This is a genomic window from Tritonibacter multivorans (assembly GCF_001458415.1).
Taxonomy (GTDB): Bacteria; Pseudomonadota; Alphaproteobacteria; order Rhodobacterales; family Rhodobacteraceae; genus Epibacterium; species Epibacterium multivorans.
On record NZ_CYSD01000039.1, the window covers coordinates 333,618 to 351,785 of the forward strand.

Sequence of the window (18,168 nt, forward strand, 5' to 3'; positions counted from 1 at the left end):
GTGTCAATTAAGCGATTTTTCGCGGCCTTTGCGGGCCGCGATTAACGACGCATTTTTCGGCGGAGAATTAAATGGGTGATGTTTTAAGTCTTGATCGCTATTCGGAAGACCGCGTCTTTCGGCATGGGGTTCCAACCGAAAATCGCGGGGTGTTTTCACGCAAGGAACTGGCGTCTTGCTTCCTGGGTGCCAGGCGTGACAGAATGGACGTCCTCTGGTTGAAAGAGAACGCTGAGTTTTTGAATGTTTTACGGTCGGCTGGTAAAATCAGACCGGTCGAAAGAGATGGTTTTTTTGGTTATTTACCCTTCTATGAAGGGTGTTTGCGTCACTTTGATTTTTTCAAGCCTTACTATCGGTTTATTTTGTCGATTTGCATGGATTTGGAAGACCTTGGGATTTGTGACGGTGAGCTTTCGGATGCCCTTGTTGGGCGCGTTCACAGAAGCGGAATTTTGCAGCACGAATTGTCGGATCTGCAAAGGGCAGAAACCAGACGGCTATTGGCGCGCCGAGGTTGCGTGCTTCGTGGCCTGGACGGATTGGACGATCGGCTGCGGGCCTTCATGCAATCTCCGGTGGCATTTGCCGTCCCCAATCGGCGGACAGCGTATGAACTGACCCACATTGTGTTCTACCTTTCTGACTATGGGCAGCAGGATCCAATGTTGGAGTCTGAGGCAATACAAAGTGTTGAATATGTTGGGATAATGGCTTTCCTGGACCAGGATGCAGACCTGCTCAGTGAAGTTTGTCTGGCATTGCTTTATGCGGGCCAGGATGTGCCCCAGGTCTGGCTGGCGTGGCTACAAAAGCAGCGGGCAGCCTGCCAGATTTCGGCCCAACCTCTGGAAATCAACGAGGTGGATGACTACCACACGTTTCTCGTGATGGAGTGGGCTATATCAGAGGTTGTAAAACATCCCGTTTTCGAGTCATCCTGTATGAACACGCGCCGATTTATTTGTACCGGGCGCAACAGTGTTTTGAGAGGTATGACAATGGCGCTTTATGCAATGGATGCCGAAGGGCTGCGGATGCGCCGCGGTGCGGATCTTGAGCTGAAGTCTCGGCTGAACGCGCAGGAGCAGGGGCTTTGGGATCGTGCGTCCGGTGCTGTCGGGTGTTTTGACCAGTTTCTGTGCGATTTTCTGGCACGGGGATACACTGACACAAGCCTCCAGCAGGGCGGGGTGCGCTGAGGGTGGCGGAGCTGTCTGCAAAAGACACGCCCCTCAAGGTGGGCCGCTGGAGTGGTACCCTTTGGGTGTGGGTCGGCCTGTGCCTCGTCATGGCCTACACGGGTCTGATTGCGGGCGCAGACGGGATCACCAAGCTGATCGCAAATAACTTCGCGCCTGCCCAGCTCTATGCGTTTTCGGGTCTTTTGGTGGCGGGGCTGAGTGTGGCCGCCGGGCGGCTGCCGGGGCAGGTCGCGTCGCTGAGAACGCATCATCCATGGGCAATGGCGGGGCGTTCGCTGGCAACAGTTCTGGCGGCAACCGCGTTTTTCTATGCGTTTCGGCATCTGCCTTTGGCAGATGTGTTTCTCTTTGTGGCTCTGATGCCGGTGTTCGCAGCCCTTTTGGCTGGGCCTATTCTGGGCGAACGGCTGGGGGTGCTGTCTTGGGTGTCGGTGGTCGTCGGTGTAATTGGTGTGCTGTTCTTGTTGCCTGAGTGGAGCGGGACCTATGGCTGGGGGGCTGTGTCCGCTCTGGTTGCGGCCCTTCTGGGCACCGTGTCGGTTACGCTGGCGCGACTGATTTCAATACGTGATGCGAATGTTCTGGCGCAGGTGTTTTACCCGAACCTTGCCTTGGGGCTGACCATGCTAGTGTGTTTGCCATTTGTATGGCAGCCGATGAGTGTGGCAGATCTGGGGCTGGTCTTGGCCTGTGGGGTGCTGCTGTTTTTGGCGCGTTGGTTGCTGGTGCTCGCGCTTGCCATCCTGCCGACCTATGCGGTGACACCGCTATTGAATCTGCAGTTCGTCTGGATGGTGATTATTGGCGCTGTGGTGTTTGGCGATCTGCCCAGCCTGTCGATCTATTTTGGGATGGTGCTTGCCGCTGGCGCCAGTGCGGTGATCCTGCGTGAACAGTTGCGGCTGCAACAGGGGGTTCGCCCGGTCATGTGGTCGGATCTGTGGCCCCAACTTACAGGGGCGCTGAACATTGCGCGTCGTCAGGTCAAAACGGCATCCAAAAAAGACGGCGGGAAGCCCGGCGCGTAACTTCCTGTCCCGGCTGGTTTACATGGGGTCGGAGAACACAGGGCCAGATTACATAGAGCCAGATCACATAGAGAATGAGGTGCCGCAGCCACAGCTGGAGGTGGCATTCGGGTTCTCAATGGTGAAGCGTGCGCCGATCAGCTCTTCGGTGAAATCGATCACTGCGTTTTCCAAAAATGGCAGCGAGACCTCGTCCACGACGACTTTTTCTCCTTTGCCTTCCAGCACCAGATCCTCATCCGCCGGCGCGTCGAGTTTGATCTCGTATTGAAAGCCAGAACAGCCGCCACCTTCGACCGCGACCCGCAGGGCCTGACCCTGTGCGGCGGCGCCAATCTCGGCCAGCCGTTCAAAGGCGCGTTCGGTAACTTTCGGGGGCAGTTGCATCATTCTCTCCAAAGCTCGCTGTTGCAGCGTAGACCTTTATATAGAAAGGTGCGGGGCAAGCGACAAGATTTCCGCAAGACTTCTGGGGGAAAAAGAGACCCATGACCGCGCAAGATGATTTGAACCCCGATCTGACCCCAAGGCCACATGCCCCCTATGCGACGTTTCCCGGCCGTTCCCGTGGGCGTCGTGTGCCAGAAGAAGAAAGCAGCTTCCGCTCTCCGTTTCAGCGCGACCGCGACCGGATTATTCACGCCGATGCCTTTCGGCGCCTGAAGCACAAGACCCAAGTCTTTGTGGAATATGAGGGTGACAATTACCGCACCCGACTGACCCATTCGATTGAGGTCGCACAGGTGGGGCGCACCATTGCCGGTGCCTTGGGGTTGAACCAGGAACTGACAGAGGCCGTCGCATTGGCGCATGATCTGGGGCACACACCATTTGGTCACACAGGTGAGGATGCCTTGCACGATCTGATGGCGCCTTATGGCGGCTTTGATCACAATGCGCAGGCCATTCGGATTGTTACCTGTCTGGAGCGGCACTATGCGGAATTTGACGGGCTGAACCTGACTTGGGAGACGCTCGAGGCCATTGCCAAACACAACGGCCCTGTTGTCGGGGAGCTGCCCTGGGCGCTTGCAGCCTGTAATGCGCAACTGGACCTCGAGCTCCACACCCATGCCAGTGCGGAGGCGCAGGTTGCAGCCTTGGCCGATGACATCGCCTACACCCACCATGACCTGCAGGATGGGCTGCGCGCGGAACTGTTCAGCGACGCCGAGGCCGCGACCTTGCCAATTGTGGGTCCGGCCTTTGCCGAGGTCGATGCAAAATACCCGGGTCTAGAGCCGCGCCGCCGTCGATCCGAGGCGCTGCGCCGGGTCTTTGGGGTGATGGTGTCGGATGTGATTGATACGTCCCGTGCAAAGATCGAGGCATCCGGGGCGCAATCCGTCGAAGATATTCGCGCGCTGGACCATGCTGTGGTGACGTTTTCCGATCCGCTGTGGACGCAGCTGAAAGACGTTCGCGCCTTCCTATTCACGCGGATGTACCGTGCACCTTCGGTGGTGGTGGTGCGCAAGCGGGTGGCCAAAGTGGTTGAGGCGCTTTTTGCCTATTACATCGAAAATACGCTGGAGATGCCGCAGCGGTGGCATGCGGAAATCCACGCTGGCCAAACGGATGTGGATCGCGCCCGGATCGTCTCGGACTATATCGCGGGCATGACCGACCGATTTGCGCTGCAACTCCACGAGCGCCTCGGTCTCTGATCTGAGCGCAATTGACGGCCCAAAGCCCTGCCATCTGGCGGGGCTTTTTTTGCCAACTGGCCATAGCGTTTGGCGGACCAGTTCGAGAAAACCTCGGCCCTGATGACGCAAATGTCCGTGACCGCGACGCGCGCTTTCTGTTTGCGCAGGTCGGCGGGATATATTATGCGTCTGGCCTGCATCTTTCAGGGTGCATCAATGGGGTATGACTTTGAAGCGCTGGACCGTCACATTTACCGATGCGCCCGATATGCGGGTGATCCGCGCCGATCGCGCACGGCGCGAGGCGCATATTACCTTTGTGCGCGCCCATGAGGCGCTGGATATTGGTGGCCCCTTGGCGATGCGCCCCATGCAGGATTTTCCCGGCGCGATCTGGACCGTGACAGCTGAGACGCGCGAAGACGTGCAGCGGATCATCCATTCCGACCCCTATTATGTGCCGCGCCTGCGCCATTACCAGATCACTGAAATGCGCGGCACAGCCAGTGTCATGGACTTGTTTTCCTGATTTAGAAAGCCCGCAGGGCCCCTCAGAACCCCATCGCGGTTGACCCTGTGCCTTGGCGGGGCTATCCGCTTGCCTTAAAGCTAGAGAGCGCCCGTGGTCTATCCGCCCGGAGCGCCACGCAAAACCCATAGGACGCCAGATATGAACCTCTTTGCCGACATCCGTGCGCTTGTCATCGACAGCCTGAACGCCCTTGTGGCCGATGGTTTCCTGCCCGAAGGGCTCGACTTTGCCAATGTAGCAGTGGAGCCTCCGCGCGATGCGGCCCATGGCGATATGGCGACCAATGCGGCGATGGTACTGGCCAAGCCCGCGAAAATGAAGCCGCGCGACATTGCCGAAAAACTGGCCGAGACACTGGCAGGCGATGACCGCGTGAGCTCTGCCGATGTGGCAGGGCCGGGGTTTCTGAACCTGCGTCTCGCGCCGGTCATCTGGCAGTCGGTTCTGGGGGCTGTGCTGGAAGGCGGTCTGGACTATGGCCGTTCTGACATGGGCGCGAACAAGCGCGTGAACGTGGAATATGTCTCCGCGAACCCCACTGGCCCGCTGCATGTGGGTCACACCCGTGGTGCGGTGTTCGGCGATGCACTGGCGTCGCTTCTGGCCTATGCTGGTTATGACGTGACCCGCGAATATTACATCAACGACGGTGGCGCGCAGGTGGACGTTCTGGCGCGTTCTGCCTATCTGCGTTACCTCGAAGCGCATGGCCGCACCGTGGAATTCCCGGATGGCACATACCCCGCGGACTACCTTGTGCCCGTGGGCGAGGCGCTGAAAGAAAAATTTGGCGACCAATATGTCGATCAGCCGGAAGAGGCTTGGCTGGAGACGTTCCGCACGTTCTCTACCGACAAGATGATGACGCTGATCCGTGAAGACCTTGCGCTTCTGGGGATCGAGATGGATGTCTTCTATTCCGAGAAATCTCTGTACGGCACCGGCCGCATTGAAGCTGCGCTGAAAGAGCTGGAAGACAAAGGCCTGATCTACCGCGGCGTGCTGGAGCCGCCCAAAGGCAAAAAGCCCGACGATTGGGAGCCGCGCGAGCAGACCCTGTTCAAATCCACCGACCACGGCGATGACGTGGACCGCGCGGTGATGAAATCTGACGGCGCCTGGACGTATTTCGCGCCGGACATTGCCTATCACTACGACAAGGTCTCGCGCGGGTTTGACGAGCTGATCGACATCTTTGGGGCTGACCACGGCGGCTATGTAAAGCGTATGAAAGCGGCAGTTTCCGCATTGTCCGGTGGCAAAGTTCCGCTTGATATCAAGCTGTGTCAACTGGTGAAGCTGTTCAAGGATGGCGCGGAATTCAAAATGTCAAAACGGGCAGGGACCTTTGTAACCCTGCGTGACGTGGTGGATGCGGTTGGCCCTGATGTTACCCGTTTCATGCTGCTGACCCGCAAGAACGACCAAGGGTTCGACTTTGACCTGGATAAGGCGCTGGAACAGTCCAAGGACAATCCGGTTTTCTACGTTCAATACGCCAATGCGCGGATCTGCTCTACCCTGCGTAAAGCCGCGGAAGAAGGCGTGAAAACCGATATGGATGTGCTGAAAGCCGCCGATCTGGGCCTGATCACACATGCCGCGCAGCTGGCTGTCGCCAAGAAATTGGCCGAATGGCCGCGTCAGGTAGAAATCGCAGCGCGCACCAATGAACCGCACCGGATTGCCTTCTTCCTCTATGATCTGGCGTCTGATCTGCACGGGCTTTACCACCTCGGCAAGTCGGAGAAAGGTTTACGATTCCTTAATGACAGCGGTGAAACGGCAACACATGCCAATTTGGCGCTGGCGAAGTCCGTTTCCATTGTCATTTCTGCCGGTCTTGCTATTCTTGGCGTCAAACCGGCCGAGGAGATGCGGTAACAAAACCGCACACCTGCCGGACCTGAGGCAGTTTTAAGAAACCCGATAAGCACCCATGGGGCCGTCTTGGCCCCGGGGGAACGGGGCAGTGAGGCGGACATGGCTAATTTTGCGCAAGTAGGCGCAGGTGCGCGCAGCGAGAGCAACTCTCAGCAGCAGGGGGCGGCGTTTGATCCGTTTGCCTCGCATCAGTATTCCCGCCCGGCCGAGCCGCCAGCACCGGCGCCGGAAATGCCTGTGGCAGAAACCTCTGATGTTTTTGTGACCGTGCCGCAGGTGCGTCAGGTGCAGATGCACTATGCTCCCGTCACACAGGCGGCCCCGCAGCAGCCCGAAGCTGTGGCGGTTGAGGCACCGAGCGACATGAACTATGGCCATTTTGCGCCCGAAGACGATGGCTACGCGCCATATTCGGCAGCGCCGCCACGCAAGGAACTGGGACGCGTTGCCGCGGTTCTCGGGGCTGTGGCGTCGATCGCGCTGGTCGCGGGCATTGGCTTTTGGGGCTATAACCTGATTGTACGCGATGTCTCTGGGGTGCCGGTTGTGACGGCTATGAAAGGGCCCATGCGCGTGGCGCCGGAAACCCCGGGGGGCCGTTTGGCGGATCACCAGGGTCTGGCTGTAAATGCTGTTGCTGCCAATGGCACCGCTGCCGCGCCTGCGGACACACTGCAACTTGCGCCCGAACCGATTGCCCTGACGGAAGATGACCAACCCACTGCGGAACTGCTTGCGCTGGAACCGGAATTGTCGGCAGATCTTCCGAGCCTGACCCTTGAACAGCCTGACCCCAGTGTCACAACGGCTGAGATCCTGCCTTCGGCAGAACCTGAAGTCGCGGGAAGCGAACCGCTTTCGGCTGAAGAACAGCGCAGCCAGGACATCAATGCGCTGGTTGCAAGCCTGACCGACGATGCGCCCGCGCTGAGCGATATTCGCCAAACCTCGGCCAGCGCCGCGCCTGCGGTTGAGGCTGCCGTGGCTGAAACCCGCGCCAAAACCATCTCTGCCGAGGTGGCTGCCCTGCGGGATGCGCCCGGAGTGAAGACCGCGCCGCGTCCTCAGATGCGCCCGGTCAAATTCGAACGCGTCACGACCCCTGTTGCAGCACCGACAAATGTTGAACGTGACATTGCAAGCTTGTCTGTCGGCACCCGTATGGCCCAGCTTGGCGCTTATGAAAGCGGTGATATCGCGCGCAGCGAATGGACTCGGATCTCAGCTCAATTCGGGGATTTTTTCGTGGGCAAGCAACGGGTTGTGCAACGTGCTGAAAGCGGTGGCCGAATTTTCTATCGTCTGCGCGTGGTCGGCTTTGACGACCTTGCCGACGCACGCCGCTTCTGTTCGGCGCTGGTTGCTGGCCAAGCAGACTGTATCCCCGTGGTCATGCGCTGATGGCCTTTGGTGCCACAATCCTCGATGCAGAAGGGCTGCGACTGACAGCCGAAGAAAAGGCGCTGTTTAAGGACACGCGCCCTTTTGGTTTCATACTGTTCGCCCGCAATATTGACAGCCCAGATCAGGTTCGTGCGCTGTGCGATGAGTTTCGGGAGGCGGCGGGCCACGAGTGTCTGATCACCATCGATCAGGAAGGCGGCCGGGTGCAGCGGATCTGGGCGCCGATGGCGCGCAACTGGAAGCCGCCCCTTGATCACGTGCGGGCCGCGGGGGCAGGGGCCTTGCCCGCCATGTATCTGCGCGCGCGTCTGATCGCGGATGAGCTGCGCAGTCTTGGCATCAATTCGAACTGTGCGCCGGTTGTGGACATCGCGACCAAGGGCACGCACCCGTTTCTCAAGAACCGCTGTTATGGTGAAACCCTGGACGATGTGGTCGCGCTGGCCCGCGCCACGGCCAAGGGGCATCTGGACACCGGCGTCCTTCCGGTGATGAAACACATGCCGGGTCATGGTCGTTCCACCCTCGACACGCATCACGACCTCCCCCGCGTCAAGGACGCGGCAGAGGATCTGCGGGCGACCGATTTCGCCGCGTTTGCTGGCTTGCGAAATCTGCCCATGGCGATGACAGCGCATCTGGTGTTCGAGGCCTTTGATGACCGCCCCGCCACGCAATCGCCGGTGATGATGAACCTGATCCGATCCGAGATCGGCTATGACGGGTTGGTGATGACCGATGATCTGTCGATGAACGCCCTGTCCGGGACTGCGGCAGACCGCACCCGTGCGGCGCTGGTTGCGGGTGTTGATGTGGCGCTTTATTGCAATGCTTCGCTTGCAGATCGGATTGCGGTGGCTGAGGAAGCCGGAGAGTTGTCCGAAGCCGGACAAAGACGCGCTTTGGCGGCGCTGAACCGCTTGCAAGAGGCGCTTCCGCTTGACATAGACGCGGCAGAAGAAGAACTTAACGCCCTCATGGGCGGTGAGGTTTATGGCTGAACAAACATTATTTCCTGAGGAACAGGGCAAATCGGTCGAGGAGCGCCTCGCTGCCGAAGCGCTGATCGTTGACGTAGAGGGTTTTGAGGGCCCTCTTGACCTGTTGCTGACGCTGTCACGCACGCAGAAGGTGGACCTGCGTCAGATCTCTGTCTACGAGCTGGCGCGCCAGTACCTCGCCTTTGTGGAGCGCGCCAAGGAACTGCGCATTGAGCTCGCCGCCGACTATCTGGTGATGGCGGCCTGGCTGGCGTTTTTGAAATCGCGTCTGCTGCTGCCGCCCGACCCCACCGAAGAGGGGCCCTCGGGTCAGGAACTGGCTGCGCATCTGGCGTTCCAACTGGAACGCCTGCAGGCCATGCGCGATGCCTCTGCCCGGCTTCTGGCGCGCGACCAGCTGGGGCGGGATTTCCACGCCCGTGGTCAGTCCGAAGACGTCACACGCATCAAAACGGTCACCTATACCGCGAACCTTCTGGACCTGATGCAGGCCTATGCCCGCATTCGCACCAAGGATGAATTCCGCCCCTTTGTCATGGACCGCGACAGCGTGTTTACCATGGAAGAGGCGCTGGAACGGATGCGCGGGCTTCTGGGCTTTGAAGGCGGCTGGACGGACCTGCTGAGCTACCTGCCGGACGGATGGCATGCGGACCCGGCCAAGCGCCGCTCTGCCACCGCGGCGACATTTGCGGCTTCGCTGCAGCTTGTGAAAGAGGGACGTATGGAGCTCCGCCAGACGGAGACCTTTGCCCCCATCCAGCTGCGCAGCCTGAACGAGGATACGTAATGGATTTGTACAACACGCCCCAGCCGACCGATGGGGAAGCGGAGCAGAAGACCGAAAGTCTGTTTGAAGCGCCGCCGATGGCGGAACAGGAACGTATGGTCGAAGCCGTGCTCTTTGCCAGCTCCAGCCCTGTGACCGTGCGCGATCTGATGACGCGGATGCCGCATGGCTGCGAGCCGTTGCAGGCGCTGGAACATCTGCGCAGCCGCTATGACGGACGCGGCGTGCGCGTGGTGCAGGTGGGGGATGCCTGGGCCATTCGCACAGCCCCGGATCTTGGGTTTCTGCTACAGAAAGAAACGGTCGAGACCAAGAAACTGTCCCGCGCTGCGATTGAGACACTGGCAATCATTGCCTACCACCAGCCAGTGACCCGTGCCGAGATCGAAGAGATCCGGGGTGTATCTGTGTCGCGCGGCACCATTGACCAGTTGATGGAGATGGAGTGGATCCGCCTTGGCCGTCGCAAGATGACGCCGGGCCGACCGGTGACCTTTGTGGTGACGCCGAACTTCCTTGATCACTTTGGTCTGGAAAGTGCGCGCGACCTGCCGGGGCTGAAAGAACTGCGCGCGGCCGGGTTGCTGGAGAACCGTCCACCGCCGGGGACCTTCCCGATCGGGCAGGGCGACCGCGAGGAAATCCGTGACGATCAGGAACAGCCAGAGCTGTTTGAGGATTAAAACAAAAAGGCCGGGCAGTCGCAGCCCGGCCTTGCCCTTATTTGGTCACAGCCCCATGTTAGCATCAAGCGAGGGGCACTGTTGCATCCCGAAGGAGAGACCCATGTCATTGGACCGCATTTTGAATATGGTGATCCGTCAGGTGATCCGCATTGCTGTGAACAAAGGTGTCGGCGCCGGGATCAACGCCTTGGGCAAGCGCGGTAAAAGCAAACCACGTCGTGACCCGCGGGTTGCACAACAGGACACGCGCCCGCCAAAAAACTCTCCCTGGGATTGAAGTTCAGGGATTAAGCGAGGGCCGCGCGCCTTAGTCTGGGCTGCGGAAATGTTTCGACAATTTAAGGCCCTGACCCTGATAGTTAGAGGCAATGCCCGCCCCATACAGCTGCTGCGGCAGCTCTGACATCCGTTCATAGACCAGACGCCCGACGACCTGACCGTGCTCCAGCACAAAAGGCGCTTCGTGGCATCGGACTTCCAGAACCCCGCGTGAGCCTTCGCCTCCAGCGGCGGCATGGCCAAAACCGGGGTCAAAGAAGCCCGCGTAATGGACGCGGAATTCCCCGACCATGGCCAGATAGGGCGCCATTTCAGCGGCATATTGCGGCGGAATATGTACCGCTTCGCGGCTGACCAGAATATAAAACGCACCGGGGTCGAGGATAATGCGGCCGTTCTGACTGCGCACCTCTTCCCAGAAGTCGCGCGGGTCGTAAGCCCCGATCCGGTCCAGATCAATCACACCGGTGTGCGGTTTTGCCCGATACCCCACCAGATCGCTGCCTGGCAGGTTCAGGTCGACCGAAAAGCCCAGACCGTCTTCGATCACCGCGTCGCCGTCCACCAGCGGCATCTCCGCGTGTAGCGCGCCGAGTTCGGCATCGGTCAATACAGATTGCCCGTCGCGAAAACGGATCTGGTTCAGCCGCATGCCTGGGCGCACCAGAACCGAAAAAGAACGGGGGCAAATTTCTGCATAAAGCGGGCCGGAATACCCCGGCTTCACCCGGTCAAACTCTTCGCCACCGTCGGTGATGGTCCGCGTCAGCAGGTCCAGCCGCCCCGTTGAGGATTTGGCGTTTGCCACTGCCGACACGTGGTCAGGCAGGGCGAGGCTTTCCATCAGGGGCACAACATAGACGCAGCCCTTTTCCAGCACCGCGCCCTCGCTGAGGTCAATGCGGTGCATTTCGAACTCTTCCAGACGATCGGCAACGGTGCCGGACTGGCCTGCCAGAAATGAAGCACGCACACGATACGCCACGCGGCCCAGCCGTAAATCCAGGCTGGCGGGCTGGATCTGACCATCCACCAGCGGTGCATCAATGAGGATTTCGCCCTGAGACAGCATTGTTTCGATCGTTTGGCTGGGCAGGACGCCGGTCATGGAAAAATCCTTTGGATTTGGGGCAGCAAAAGGCTTCCGCTATGGTCGCGCAAATTTTCGATTGCCGCAATGATTGGGGTCTGGGCTTAGGCAAAAAATCCAGCGCAGGCAATGTGAAAGAAGAGGCGCGCAAAAACAAAACGCCCGAGCCATAAGCTCGGGCGTTTTGTTTTGGTCGGGCTAGCAGGACTCGAACCTGCGACCTTCCGTCCCCCAGACGGACGCGCTACCAGGCTGCGCTATAGCCCGTTGAGGAGCGTTCTACTGGTTTTCACAGCAGCCGCAAGAGGCAGATTGGTTTTTTTTCCGTTTTTCAAAACTTTTGTGAAGCTCGGCGGTTGGAAGGCGGACAAGCCTTTGATTTTGCGATCTTTGCGGCTGGTGCCGGGCGCTTACGCCCGGGCTTGCCAATCGGTCAGTGCATGCAGCGCATCGGTCAGAATGGCGCGATCCGACTCGTCCTCGGGCAGTCGTGCTGCCAGCTGTCCGAGAAGGCCGGGCGTGACCGGCGTGTCTGCGTCATCTGCGATGTCGATCTGTCGGGCCACCCGCGCTGGGGGCATGTCATCCGTGATCTCAGCAGGTTCTGGCGACGTGTCCACGTCTTCCTCGGCCGACAATTCGCCAGCGTTGTCCGTGTCTTGCACCGTCTCCTCGACCGCAGCAAAAGCGTCGGAAGCGTCTGCGGGTACAATGGTGTCGTCCTCGACCAAATCGGCGGTTTCGAAGGGCGCGTCTCCTTCGGGAGCCTCCGCAACCGACAGGTTGTCCGCCGCAGCGTCGTCAGGAGTTTCGTCTTCGGAAACGCTGGGATCGACTTCAGGCGCATGACCTTCCGGGGTCTCTGGTTTCGCCGCTGGTTGTGCCACCGCCGTATTCTGTGGCTCGTCGCTGGGGACCTGTGTTTCAGGTGTTGGCGCGGCATGTGTTACAACAACCTCGGCGGCCTCATCGGCATGGGGAGCCTGTGCCTCGGCTTCAAGCGCGGGGCTTTCTTCGACAGCGGCGGTTTCAGCGTCCGACTGCGGGCCGTCCGTGATTTCAAAGGCATGATCGTCTGCCGGTTCGGCTGCGGAGACCTGGGGGGCAGGGGCCTCAGATTCTGTTGTCACGGCTTCTGTTGTCACGGCTTCTGTTGTCACGGCGTCGGCGGACGCGGAATGAGCATCAGAAGGCGCGTCGGCGGCTGCGGGCGTATCGACGAGCGCTGGGGGTTCGGTGACAGGCTGCAGGTCCACAGGGGCAGCGTCCGAGGTCACTGATGTCTCCGAACCTTTAGATGCCGTCTCCGGCTGTGCAGATATGGCGCGACGTGGCACATCTACCGTCGCGGCAGGTTCATCGTCAATCAGTTGAACATCCAGCAAATCAGGGTCCGCGCCTTCAAAGAAATCCTGCTGGCCTTCAATCGGGTCCGGTGCGCGGTGGCTTCCGGAGGCTCCGCTATGGGGGATGTCTGTCGGCGCAGGCGCCGGGGCCGTGGGCATGTCCATCGGCATTGCCATTTGTGCGGCCCGTTGCGGTTGCGTGGGCTGTGTTGGCTGCGGGGAACGCGCGGCTTGTGCCGCGCCCTGTACCAGCGAAGAGGGTGCAGCAACCGGAGACGCACCTGCTGTGTGGGGAGTGTCAGCTACGATTGGTTCCGGTGCAGCAGGAGCGTCGCTTTGCGCCGTATCAGCCAGTCCGCCGGGATACACCGGTGCAGAGACAAGCGGGGGGTGCGGATCAGACTGGGAAAAGGATGCGGGTTCAGTCGCTGGCGCAGCGGCCACTTGCGGCGCGCTGTCTGGCGCGGGCGGTGTGGCTGCGGTTGTACTTTCGGCAGCCCCAGATGATTCCGGCACAGGGGTGTCGGTGGCCGGCGTCGGCGCGGCGGTTTGTACGGGCGGCACGTGGTGCATGTCGCTGGCTGGGGTTGGGGCACCCATTGTTTGCGGTGTGGGCACAGAATCAGCTGCAGGGCTGCTTGCTTGCATTGGCGCTTGCGGCTGGATTGGCGCGGCGGGCGCTGGCTGTGTCACTGATGGGGGTGTCACAGGCATGGCAGACGCTGCCGCAGGGGGCTGTTCGGGCTGCGCGGCCACATCAGGTGCCATCACTGGAACATCTGTCGGGGCGGGTGGGGCCACTGGGGCCTGTGCAGGGGCGGCCGCGGTTGCGGGCGCTGTCATTGGGGTGTCGTCGAGAGGAGGCGCAGATGGCGCAGGGGGCGTTGCGGCAACCGCCGCCTGCTGCGCGTCTTCTGCTGCCACGCCGACTGCGGGCGGTGCCTCTGCCACAGCCGGTGCGACAGGTTCGGTCAATGGGGCAGGCTCAGCCGGTTGCACGGTGGTGTCCACGGCGTTTTCGACGGTGGTTTCCACGGTGGTTTCATCCGTGGCCTCGGGCGTTGGGGCCGGTGCGATGGCGTGTTCGGCAACGGGAGCAGGCGCGGCGCCTTGAACCGGTTCTGGCTCGGGTTGAACTGGTTCCGGATCGGGTACGGGCGCGGCTTGGGCGGCGGCAACGGTTTCCGGGTTGGTGCGGGGACGGTCGTCCCAGACGCTGTCCTTTGCTTCGGGGGCAGGCGCCACGGCCTCTTCCCCCTCGAGGGGGCGCGACATGGCCTGGATCGCCTGTACACCCTGTTCCCGGATCATCGCCTGGGCGTCTTTGATCGACATGCCCTTGTCATGCACCAGATGCTGGATGCCCCCCAGGAGCAACATATCCGAGGGACGATAGTATCGCCGCCCGCCCGCCCGTTTCACCGGCTTCACCTGGGTGAATTTACTTTCCCAGAAACGTAGGACATGTGCTTGAATTTCCAACCATTCCGCAACCTCAGAGATGGTGCGGAAGGCGTCAGGGGACTTGGACATAGGACTACCCCGTATCTGATGCCGGCCTCATTGCGTGATGGGCCGACATCGTCTGTCAAATTGGCTAATATTTAGTTTCGGTTGCCGTCGGCAACCCGGTCCTTCATCAGGTGAGATGGCCGGAAGGTCAAGACGCGGCGGGGCTGGATCGGAACTTCTTCGCCGGTCTTGGGGTTGCGGCCCACACGTGCGGATTTATCGCGCACGCTGAAAGTGCCAAAAGAAGAGATCTTGACCTGCTCGCCACGTACAAGCGCATCGGACATGTGCTGCAGCATGCTTTCGACCAGTTGGGCGCTTTCATTGCGCGACAGACCGACCTCGCGGAAAACAGCTTCGCTCAGATCCATTCTTGTAATTGTACGTTCACTCATTTCACCAATTCCCCGTTGTTTCCACAAACATAGGGGCTTGGGAAATTACCTGTCAATATCAATGAATTGGAAAGGGCAGTTGGATCCGATCTTACCAGCGTAAAACCACAGCACCCCAGGCAAGGCCGCCACCAATGGCCTCGGTCACCACCAGATCGCCCCGTTTGATCTGCCCGCGCGCAACGCCAACGGACATGGCAAGCGGAATCGAGGCCGCCGAAGTGTTGCCGTGATCCTGTACAGTGACCACCACCTGCTCCATCGGCAGGTCCAATTTCTTGGCCGTGCCCTGGATAATGCGGATATTCGCCTGATGGGGCACAATCCAGTCGATGTCCTGCGCACCAAGGCCCGCCTTGGCCAGCGCCGTATTGGCGGTGGAGGCCAGTTTTTCAACCGCATGGCGGAACACCTGATTGCCCTGCATCCGCAGATGGCCAGTGGTCTGGGTCGACACGCCGCCGTCCACATAAAGAAGGTCCTTGTGGCGCCCGTCCGAGTTCAGATCGGTGGCCAGAATGCCGCGATCCCTGTTTTCGCCGGTGCCATCCTGCGCCTCTAGCAGCAGTGCGCCCGCGCCATCCCCAAACAGCACACAGGTGGACCGGTCGGTCCAGTCCATGATTTTGGAGAAGGTTTCAGCACCAATGACCAGCACACGGTCCGCCTGACCGGACACAATCAGCGCATTGGCATTGGTCAGCGCATAGACAAAGCCCGCGCAGACCGCCTGCACATCAAAAGCAAATCCTTTGGTCATGCCCAGTTGGGCCTGCACCATGGTGGCCGCAGAGGGGAAGGTCAGGTCGGGGGTCGAGGTTGCCACCACAATGGCGTCTACGTCTTCGGCGGTTTTGCCTGCCATCTTCAGCGCAGCTTCTGCAGCGCGGGTGGCCATATTCGAGGTTGTTTCACCTTCGGCGGCGAAATGGCGGCGTTCAATTCCAGAGCGCGAACGAATCCATTCGTCGGAGGTGTCGAGCCAGTTCTCGAATTCCGCGTTCTCCACAATGCGTTCCGGGAGATAATGCCCTGCGCCAATAACCACTGAGCGTCGCGTCATTCTTTTGCCTGCCTTTATTGTCGGTGGTCTCCAGCTGCTCTGGAGATCGGGGCGTCCACGTTTGAGTCGGTGGACGTTGCGTCATCTTGGGTGCTCTCTACGGCGGATGCAACCCGGGCTGCAAGCTTTTCCGCAAATCCTTGCTGGGCCAGACGAAAGGCAAGTTTTACCGCAGCCGACACACCGGTCGCGTCTGCGCCGCCGTGGGATTTCACCACGGTACCATTCAGCCCCAAGAACACACCACCGTTCACACGGCGGGGGTCAATGCGTTTGGAAAGACGCGCCAGAGAGGTATAGGCCAGAAGGGCCGCGACCCGAGAAAGGAAAGAATATTCAAAGGCTTCGCGCATGGCGCTGCGCAACAGGCTGGCGGTGCCTTCGCCGGTTTTGATCGCCACATTGCCCGTAAAGCCATCGGTCACGATCACATCGGCAATGTCGCCGGGAATATCGCTGCCCTCGACAAAGCCAACGAATTCGTAATTCGCAGCCTCCGCGTTTCTGGAAATCAGCTGATAGGCCTCTTTCAGTTCCGCACGGCCTTTGTGTTCCTCGGTGCCCACGTTCAAGAGGCCCACACGAGGACATTTCAGATCCATAGAATTGCGGATGTAGGAGGTGCCCATCAGGGCATATTGCAGCAGGTCTTCGGCGTCGGCTTTAACGTCCGCGCCAACATCCAGCATCACATTGAAGCCCTGCGGATTGCGCGAGGGCCACAGAATCGCAATTGCCGGGCGGTTCACACCCGGCAATTTGCGCAAGCGCAGCATCGACAGCGCCATAAGCGCGCCCGTGTTGCCGCAGGAAACCACACCCGCTGCTTCGCCGTTCTTGACACAGTCAATCGCGGCCCACATCGAGGTCCCTTTGCCCCGCCGCATGATCTGGCTGGGCTTGTCTTCCATGGTGACCACATCGCGCACGTCGCGGATCTCGCAACAGTCCTTCAGGACCTTCTTGCGAGCAACCAGCGGTTCGAGCTGTTCAATGGGGCCGTGCAAGATGAACCCGATTTCCGGGTTCTTCTGTGCAGATTTGGCAATGCCGGCAACCACAACGGAAGGGCCGGCATCGCCACCCATGGCGTCCACGGAGATCACGATGCGACCCGAAAGGTCGGGGGCGGTCTGAGCTGGCGAAGTCTGGGGTTTACCCGTCATAAGTCACTTTGCCCAAATGGCCCCTGTTGGTCGCGTCGTGATCGAAAGCGTGGAAAAAACGAGGCTTATGCCGCGTCTTCGTCCAGGTCGATCTCGTCAGCCTGAGCTACGATCTCTTTGTCGTCGTAGTGGCCGCAGGACGGGCACACGTGGTGGGGACGACGCAGTTCACCGCAGTTCGAGCATTCGTTCGGGTTTGCAGCAACCAGCGCATCGTGCGCGCGGCGGTTGTTGCGGCGCGATTTGGATACTTTGTTCTGTTGGACAGCCATGTCTCAACCTTTGTCTATCTAGGGCCATTGGGCACTGGCCCTTGGCGCGTTTCATATTCTCGATTCACTCGGTGTGACGTGCGTTTAGGCCGCAGGCCTGCGAATGTCCAACCAAAATTCCGATGAGCGCGCGAAAATACTGCGAATCTTCTCAAGCGCAAGCGGTTTTTTAGGGGAGAGGGGGGCAATAGGCCAGTGAGAACTTGTCTTCGCAGCAAATTTTATCGCCCGGTGTCCCTGCTCAGGTCGGAAAGGGCGTGTTCAGCCCTTGTTCTCCAACTGATCCTTCAATGCGGCCAACCCAGCAAAGGGGCGGGTGTCCTCATCGCGCATCGGGGCAACGCCGGGTTCCGTATGAACACTTTCGCCTAAGGCAGCGCCGTCTTTGCGCGGATACTGCGGCAGGTTCAACGCCAAGCTTTCCAACATCACCTCATAAGGGTCAATATGGCTGCCGAGCGGTTCGACAGTGTCGTCCTCCGGCATTTCGACTTCTTCGTCTTCGCCAAACTCTTCCTGGAAACCTGCCAGAAAGGTGCGTTCGATTTTCACGTCAACGCGGCTGGTTACGGGCTCAAGTGTGACCACACAGGGCTGTACAACGGTAAAACCGAGGTCGGCGGTCAGGCGCCAGTCTTTTTGACCGGTGCCGCGAATCTCGCCTTTGAAGCGCAGTTTGCGCAGGGCATCGACGCCCATTTCGGCGGCAATTTTGCCCAATGCCTTGGCATCAGGGGCAAATTCAAACGGCGTTGCCGCATTCTGAGGCAGATCCGCGACCCGCAATGCGGTTGCGGCGGGGGCGTTTTGCGGCTGTCGGTCCGACATGGGGGGCACTTTCATTTCTTGAACCACGGGGCGGCATT

The 18,168-nt window shown here is 59.9% G+C and carries 19 protein-coding genes and 1 tRNA gene; 11 read left to right on the top strand and 9 right to left on the bottom strand.

What is annotated here, in order from left to right:
• Positions 1–71 precede the first annotated feature (71 nt).
• Together TRM7557_RS15055 and TRM7557_RS15060 are read left to right on the top strand one after the other, a co-directional pair.
• On the top strand, positions 72–1,202 hold the full coding sequence (locus tag TRM7557_RS15055; protein ID WP_131727561.1) for a DUF6902 family protein: 1,131 nt from the start codon (positions 72–74) through the stop codon (positions 1,200–1,202).
• Positions 1,203–1,204: 2 nt separating this feature from the next.
• The gene (locus tag TRM7557_RS15060) at positions 1,205–2,233 is read left to right on the top strand and encodes a DMT family transporter (RefSeq protein WP_235811486.1); all 1,029 of its coding nucleotides are present in this window, start codon (positions 1,205–1,207) and stop codon (positions 2,231–2,233) included.
• A 63-nt stretch (positions 2,234–2,296) separates the two neighbouring features.
• On the opposite strand, the gene TRM7557_RS15065 is transcribed toward TRM7557_RS15060, so the two are convergent.
• Positions 2,297–2,620 carry a HesB/IscA family protein gene (locus TRM7557_RS15065; protein ID WP_058291078.1) on the bottom strand — a complete coding sequence of 108 codons (324 nt, stop codon included), beginning with the start codon at positions 2,618–2,620 and terminating at the stop codon, positions 2,297–2,299.
• A gap of 101 nt (positions 2,621–2,721) precedes the next feature.
• On the opposite strand from TRM7557_RS15065, the gene TRM7557_RS15070 reads away from it, so the two are divergent.
• The 8 genes from TRM7557_RS15070 to TRM7557_RS20090 all read left to right on the top strand — a co-directional run bounded on the left by TRM7557_RS15070 (position 2,722) and on the right by TRM7557_RS20090 (position 10,456).
• Entirely contained in the window at positions 2,722–3,900 is a 1,179-nt protein-coding gene (locus tag TRM7557_RS15070; RefSeq protein ID WP_058291030.1) for a deoxyguanosinetriphosphate triphosphohydrolase, read from the top strand.
• 205 nt (positions 3,901–4,105) lie between these two features.
• Positions 4,106–4,411: a YciI family protein gene (locus tag TRM7557_RS15075; protein WP_207382664.1), complete on the top strand. Its 306-nt coding sequence runs from the start codon at positions 4,106–4,108 to the stop codon at positions 4,409–4,411.
• Between the two features lie 141 nt (positions 4,412–4,552).
• Positions 4,553–6,298: an arginine--tRNA ligase gene (gene argS / locus TRM7557_RS15080; RefSeq protein WP_058291032.1), complete on the top strand. Its 1,746-nt coding sequence runs from the start codon at positions 4,553–4,555 to the stop codon at positions 6,296–6,298.
• Positions 6,299–6,397: 99 nt separating this feature from the next.
• Positions 6,398–7,699 (top strand): SPOR domain-containing protein, encoded by a 1,302-nt coding sequence (locus TRM7557_RS15085; protein WP_058291033.1) that lies wholly within the window; start codon positions 6,398–6,400, stop codon positions 7,697–7,699.
• Positions 7,699–8,703 (top strand): glycoside hydrolase family 3 N-terminal domain-containing protein, encoded by a 1,005-nt coding sequence (locus TRM7557_RS15090; protein WP_058291034.1) that lies wholly within the window; start codon positions 7,699–7,701, stop codon positions 8,701–8,703. Before TRM7557_RS15085 ends, TRM7557_RS15090 begins: the two co-directional genes overlap by 1 nt.
• Positions 8,696–9,493 carry a segregation and condensation protein A gene (locus TRM7557_RS15095; protein ID WP_058291035.1) on the top strand — a complete coding sequence of 266 codons (798 nt, stop codon included), beginning with the start codon at positions 8,696–8,698 and terminating at the stop codon, positions 9,491–9,493. The genes TRM7557_RS15090 and TRM7557_RS15095 overlap by 8 nt, the downstream gene beginning before the upstream one ends.
• Positions 9,493–10,176 carry an SMC-Scp complex subunit ScpB gene (gene scpB / locus TRM7557_RS15100; protein ID WP_058291036.1) on the top strand — a complete coding sequence of 228 codons (684 nt, stop codon included), beginning with the start codon at positions 9,493–9,495 and terminating at the stop codon, positions 10,174–10,176. The genes TRM7557_RS15095 and scpB overlap by 1 nt, the downstream gene beginning before the upstream one ends.
• 103 nt (positions 10,177–10,279) lie before the next feature.
• On the top strand, positions 10,280–10,456 hold the full coding sequence (locus TRM7557_RS20090) for a hypothetical protein (protein WP_165592469.1): 177 nt from the start codon (positions 10,280–10,282) through the stop codon (positions 10,454–10,456).
• Positions 10,457–10,486: 30 nt separating this feature from the next.
• On the opposite strand, the gene TRM7557_RS15105 is transcribed toward TRM7557_RS20090, so the two are convergent.
• The gene (locus TRM7557_RS15105; RefSeq protein WP_058291037.1) at positions 10,487–11,566 is read right to left on the bottom strand and encodes a 2'-deoxycytidine 5'-triphosphate deaminase; all 1,080 of its coding nucleotides are present in this window, start codon (positions 11,564–11,566) and stop codon (positions 10,487–10,489) included.
• 17 nt (positions 11,567–11,583) lie between these two features.
• Between TRM7557_RS15105 and TRM7557_RS20185 the strand changes: the two genes are divergently transcribed.
• Positions 11,584–11,721, top strand: a complete 138-nt coding sequence (locus TRM7557_RS20185; RefSeq protein WP_207382665.1) for a hypothetical protein — start codon at positions 11,584–11,586, stop codon at positions 11,719–11,721.
• A gap of 17 nt (positions 11,722–11,738) precedes the next feature.
• Here the strand turns inward: TRM7557_RS20185 and TRM7557_RS15110 are convergent.
• From TRM7557_RS15110 to TRM7557_RS15140, 7 genes are all read right to left on the bottom strand, one after another.
• A tRNA-Pro gene (locus tag TRM7557_RS15110) sits at positions 11,739–11,815 on the bottom strand.
• Positions 11,816–11,958: 143 nt separating this feature from the next.
• On the bottom strand, positions 11,959–14,427 hold the full coding sequence (locus TRM7557_RS19660) for a MerR family transcriptional regulator (RefSeq protein WP_074941899.1): 2,469 nt from the start codon (positions 14,425–14,427) through the stop codon (positions 11,959–11,961).
• A 71-nt stretch (positions 14,428–14,498) separates the two neighbouring features.
• A complete protein-coding gene (gene ihfA / locus TRM7557_RS15120; protein ID WP_058291038.1) occupies positions 14,499–14,801 on the bottom strand; it encodes an integration host factor subunit alpha in 303 nt (100 codons plus the stop codon).
• A 91-nt stretch (positions 14,802–14,892) separates the two neighbouring features.
• The gene (locus tag TRM7557_RS15125) at positions 14,893–15,864 is read right to left on the bottom strand and encodes a beta-ketoacyl-ACP synthase III (protein ID WP_058291039.1); all 972 of its coding nucleotides are present in this window, start codon (positions 15,862–15,864) and stop codon (positions 14,893–14,895) included.
• A gap of 14 nt (positions 15,865–15,878) precedes the next feature.
• Positions 15,879–17,030 (bottom strand): phosphate acyltransferase PlsX, encoded by a 1,152-nt coding sequence (plsX, locus tag TRM7557_RS15130; RefSeq protein ID WP_058291040.1) that lies wholly within the window; start codon positions 17,028–17,030, stop codon positions 15,879–15,881.
• 65 nt (positions 17,031–17,095) lie between these two features.
• Entirely contained in the window at positions 17,096–17,302 is a 207-nt protein-coding gene (gene rpmF / locus TRM7557_RS15135; protein WP_005623419.1) for a 50S ribosomal protein L32, read from the bottom strand.
• A 261-nt stretch (positions 17,303–17,563) separates the two neighbouring features.
• Positions 17,564–18,130: a YceD family protein gene (locus tag TRM7557_RS15140; protein ID WP_058291079.1), complete on the bottom strand. Its 567-nt coding sequence runs from the start codon at positions 18,128–18,130 to the stop codon at positions 17,564–17,566.
• Between the last annotated feature and the right edge of the window lie 38 nt (positions 18,131–18,168).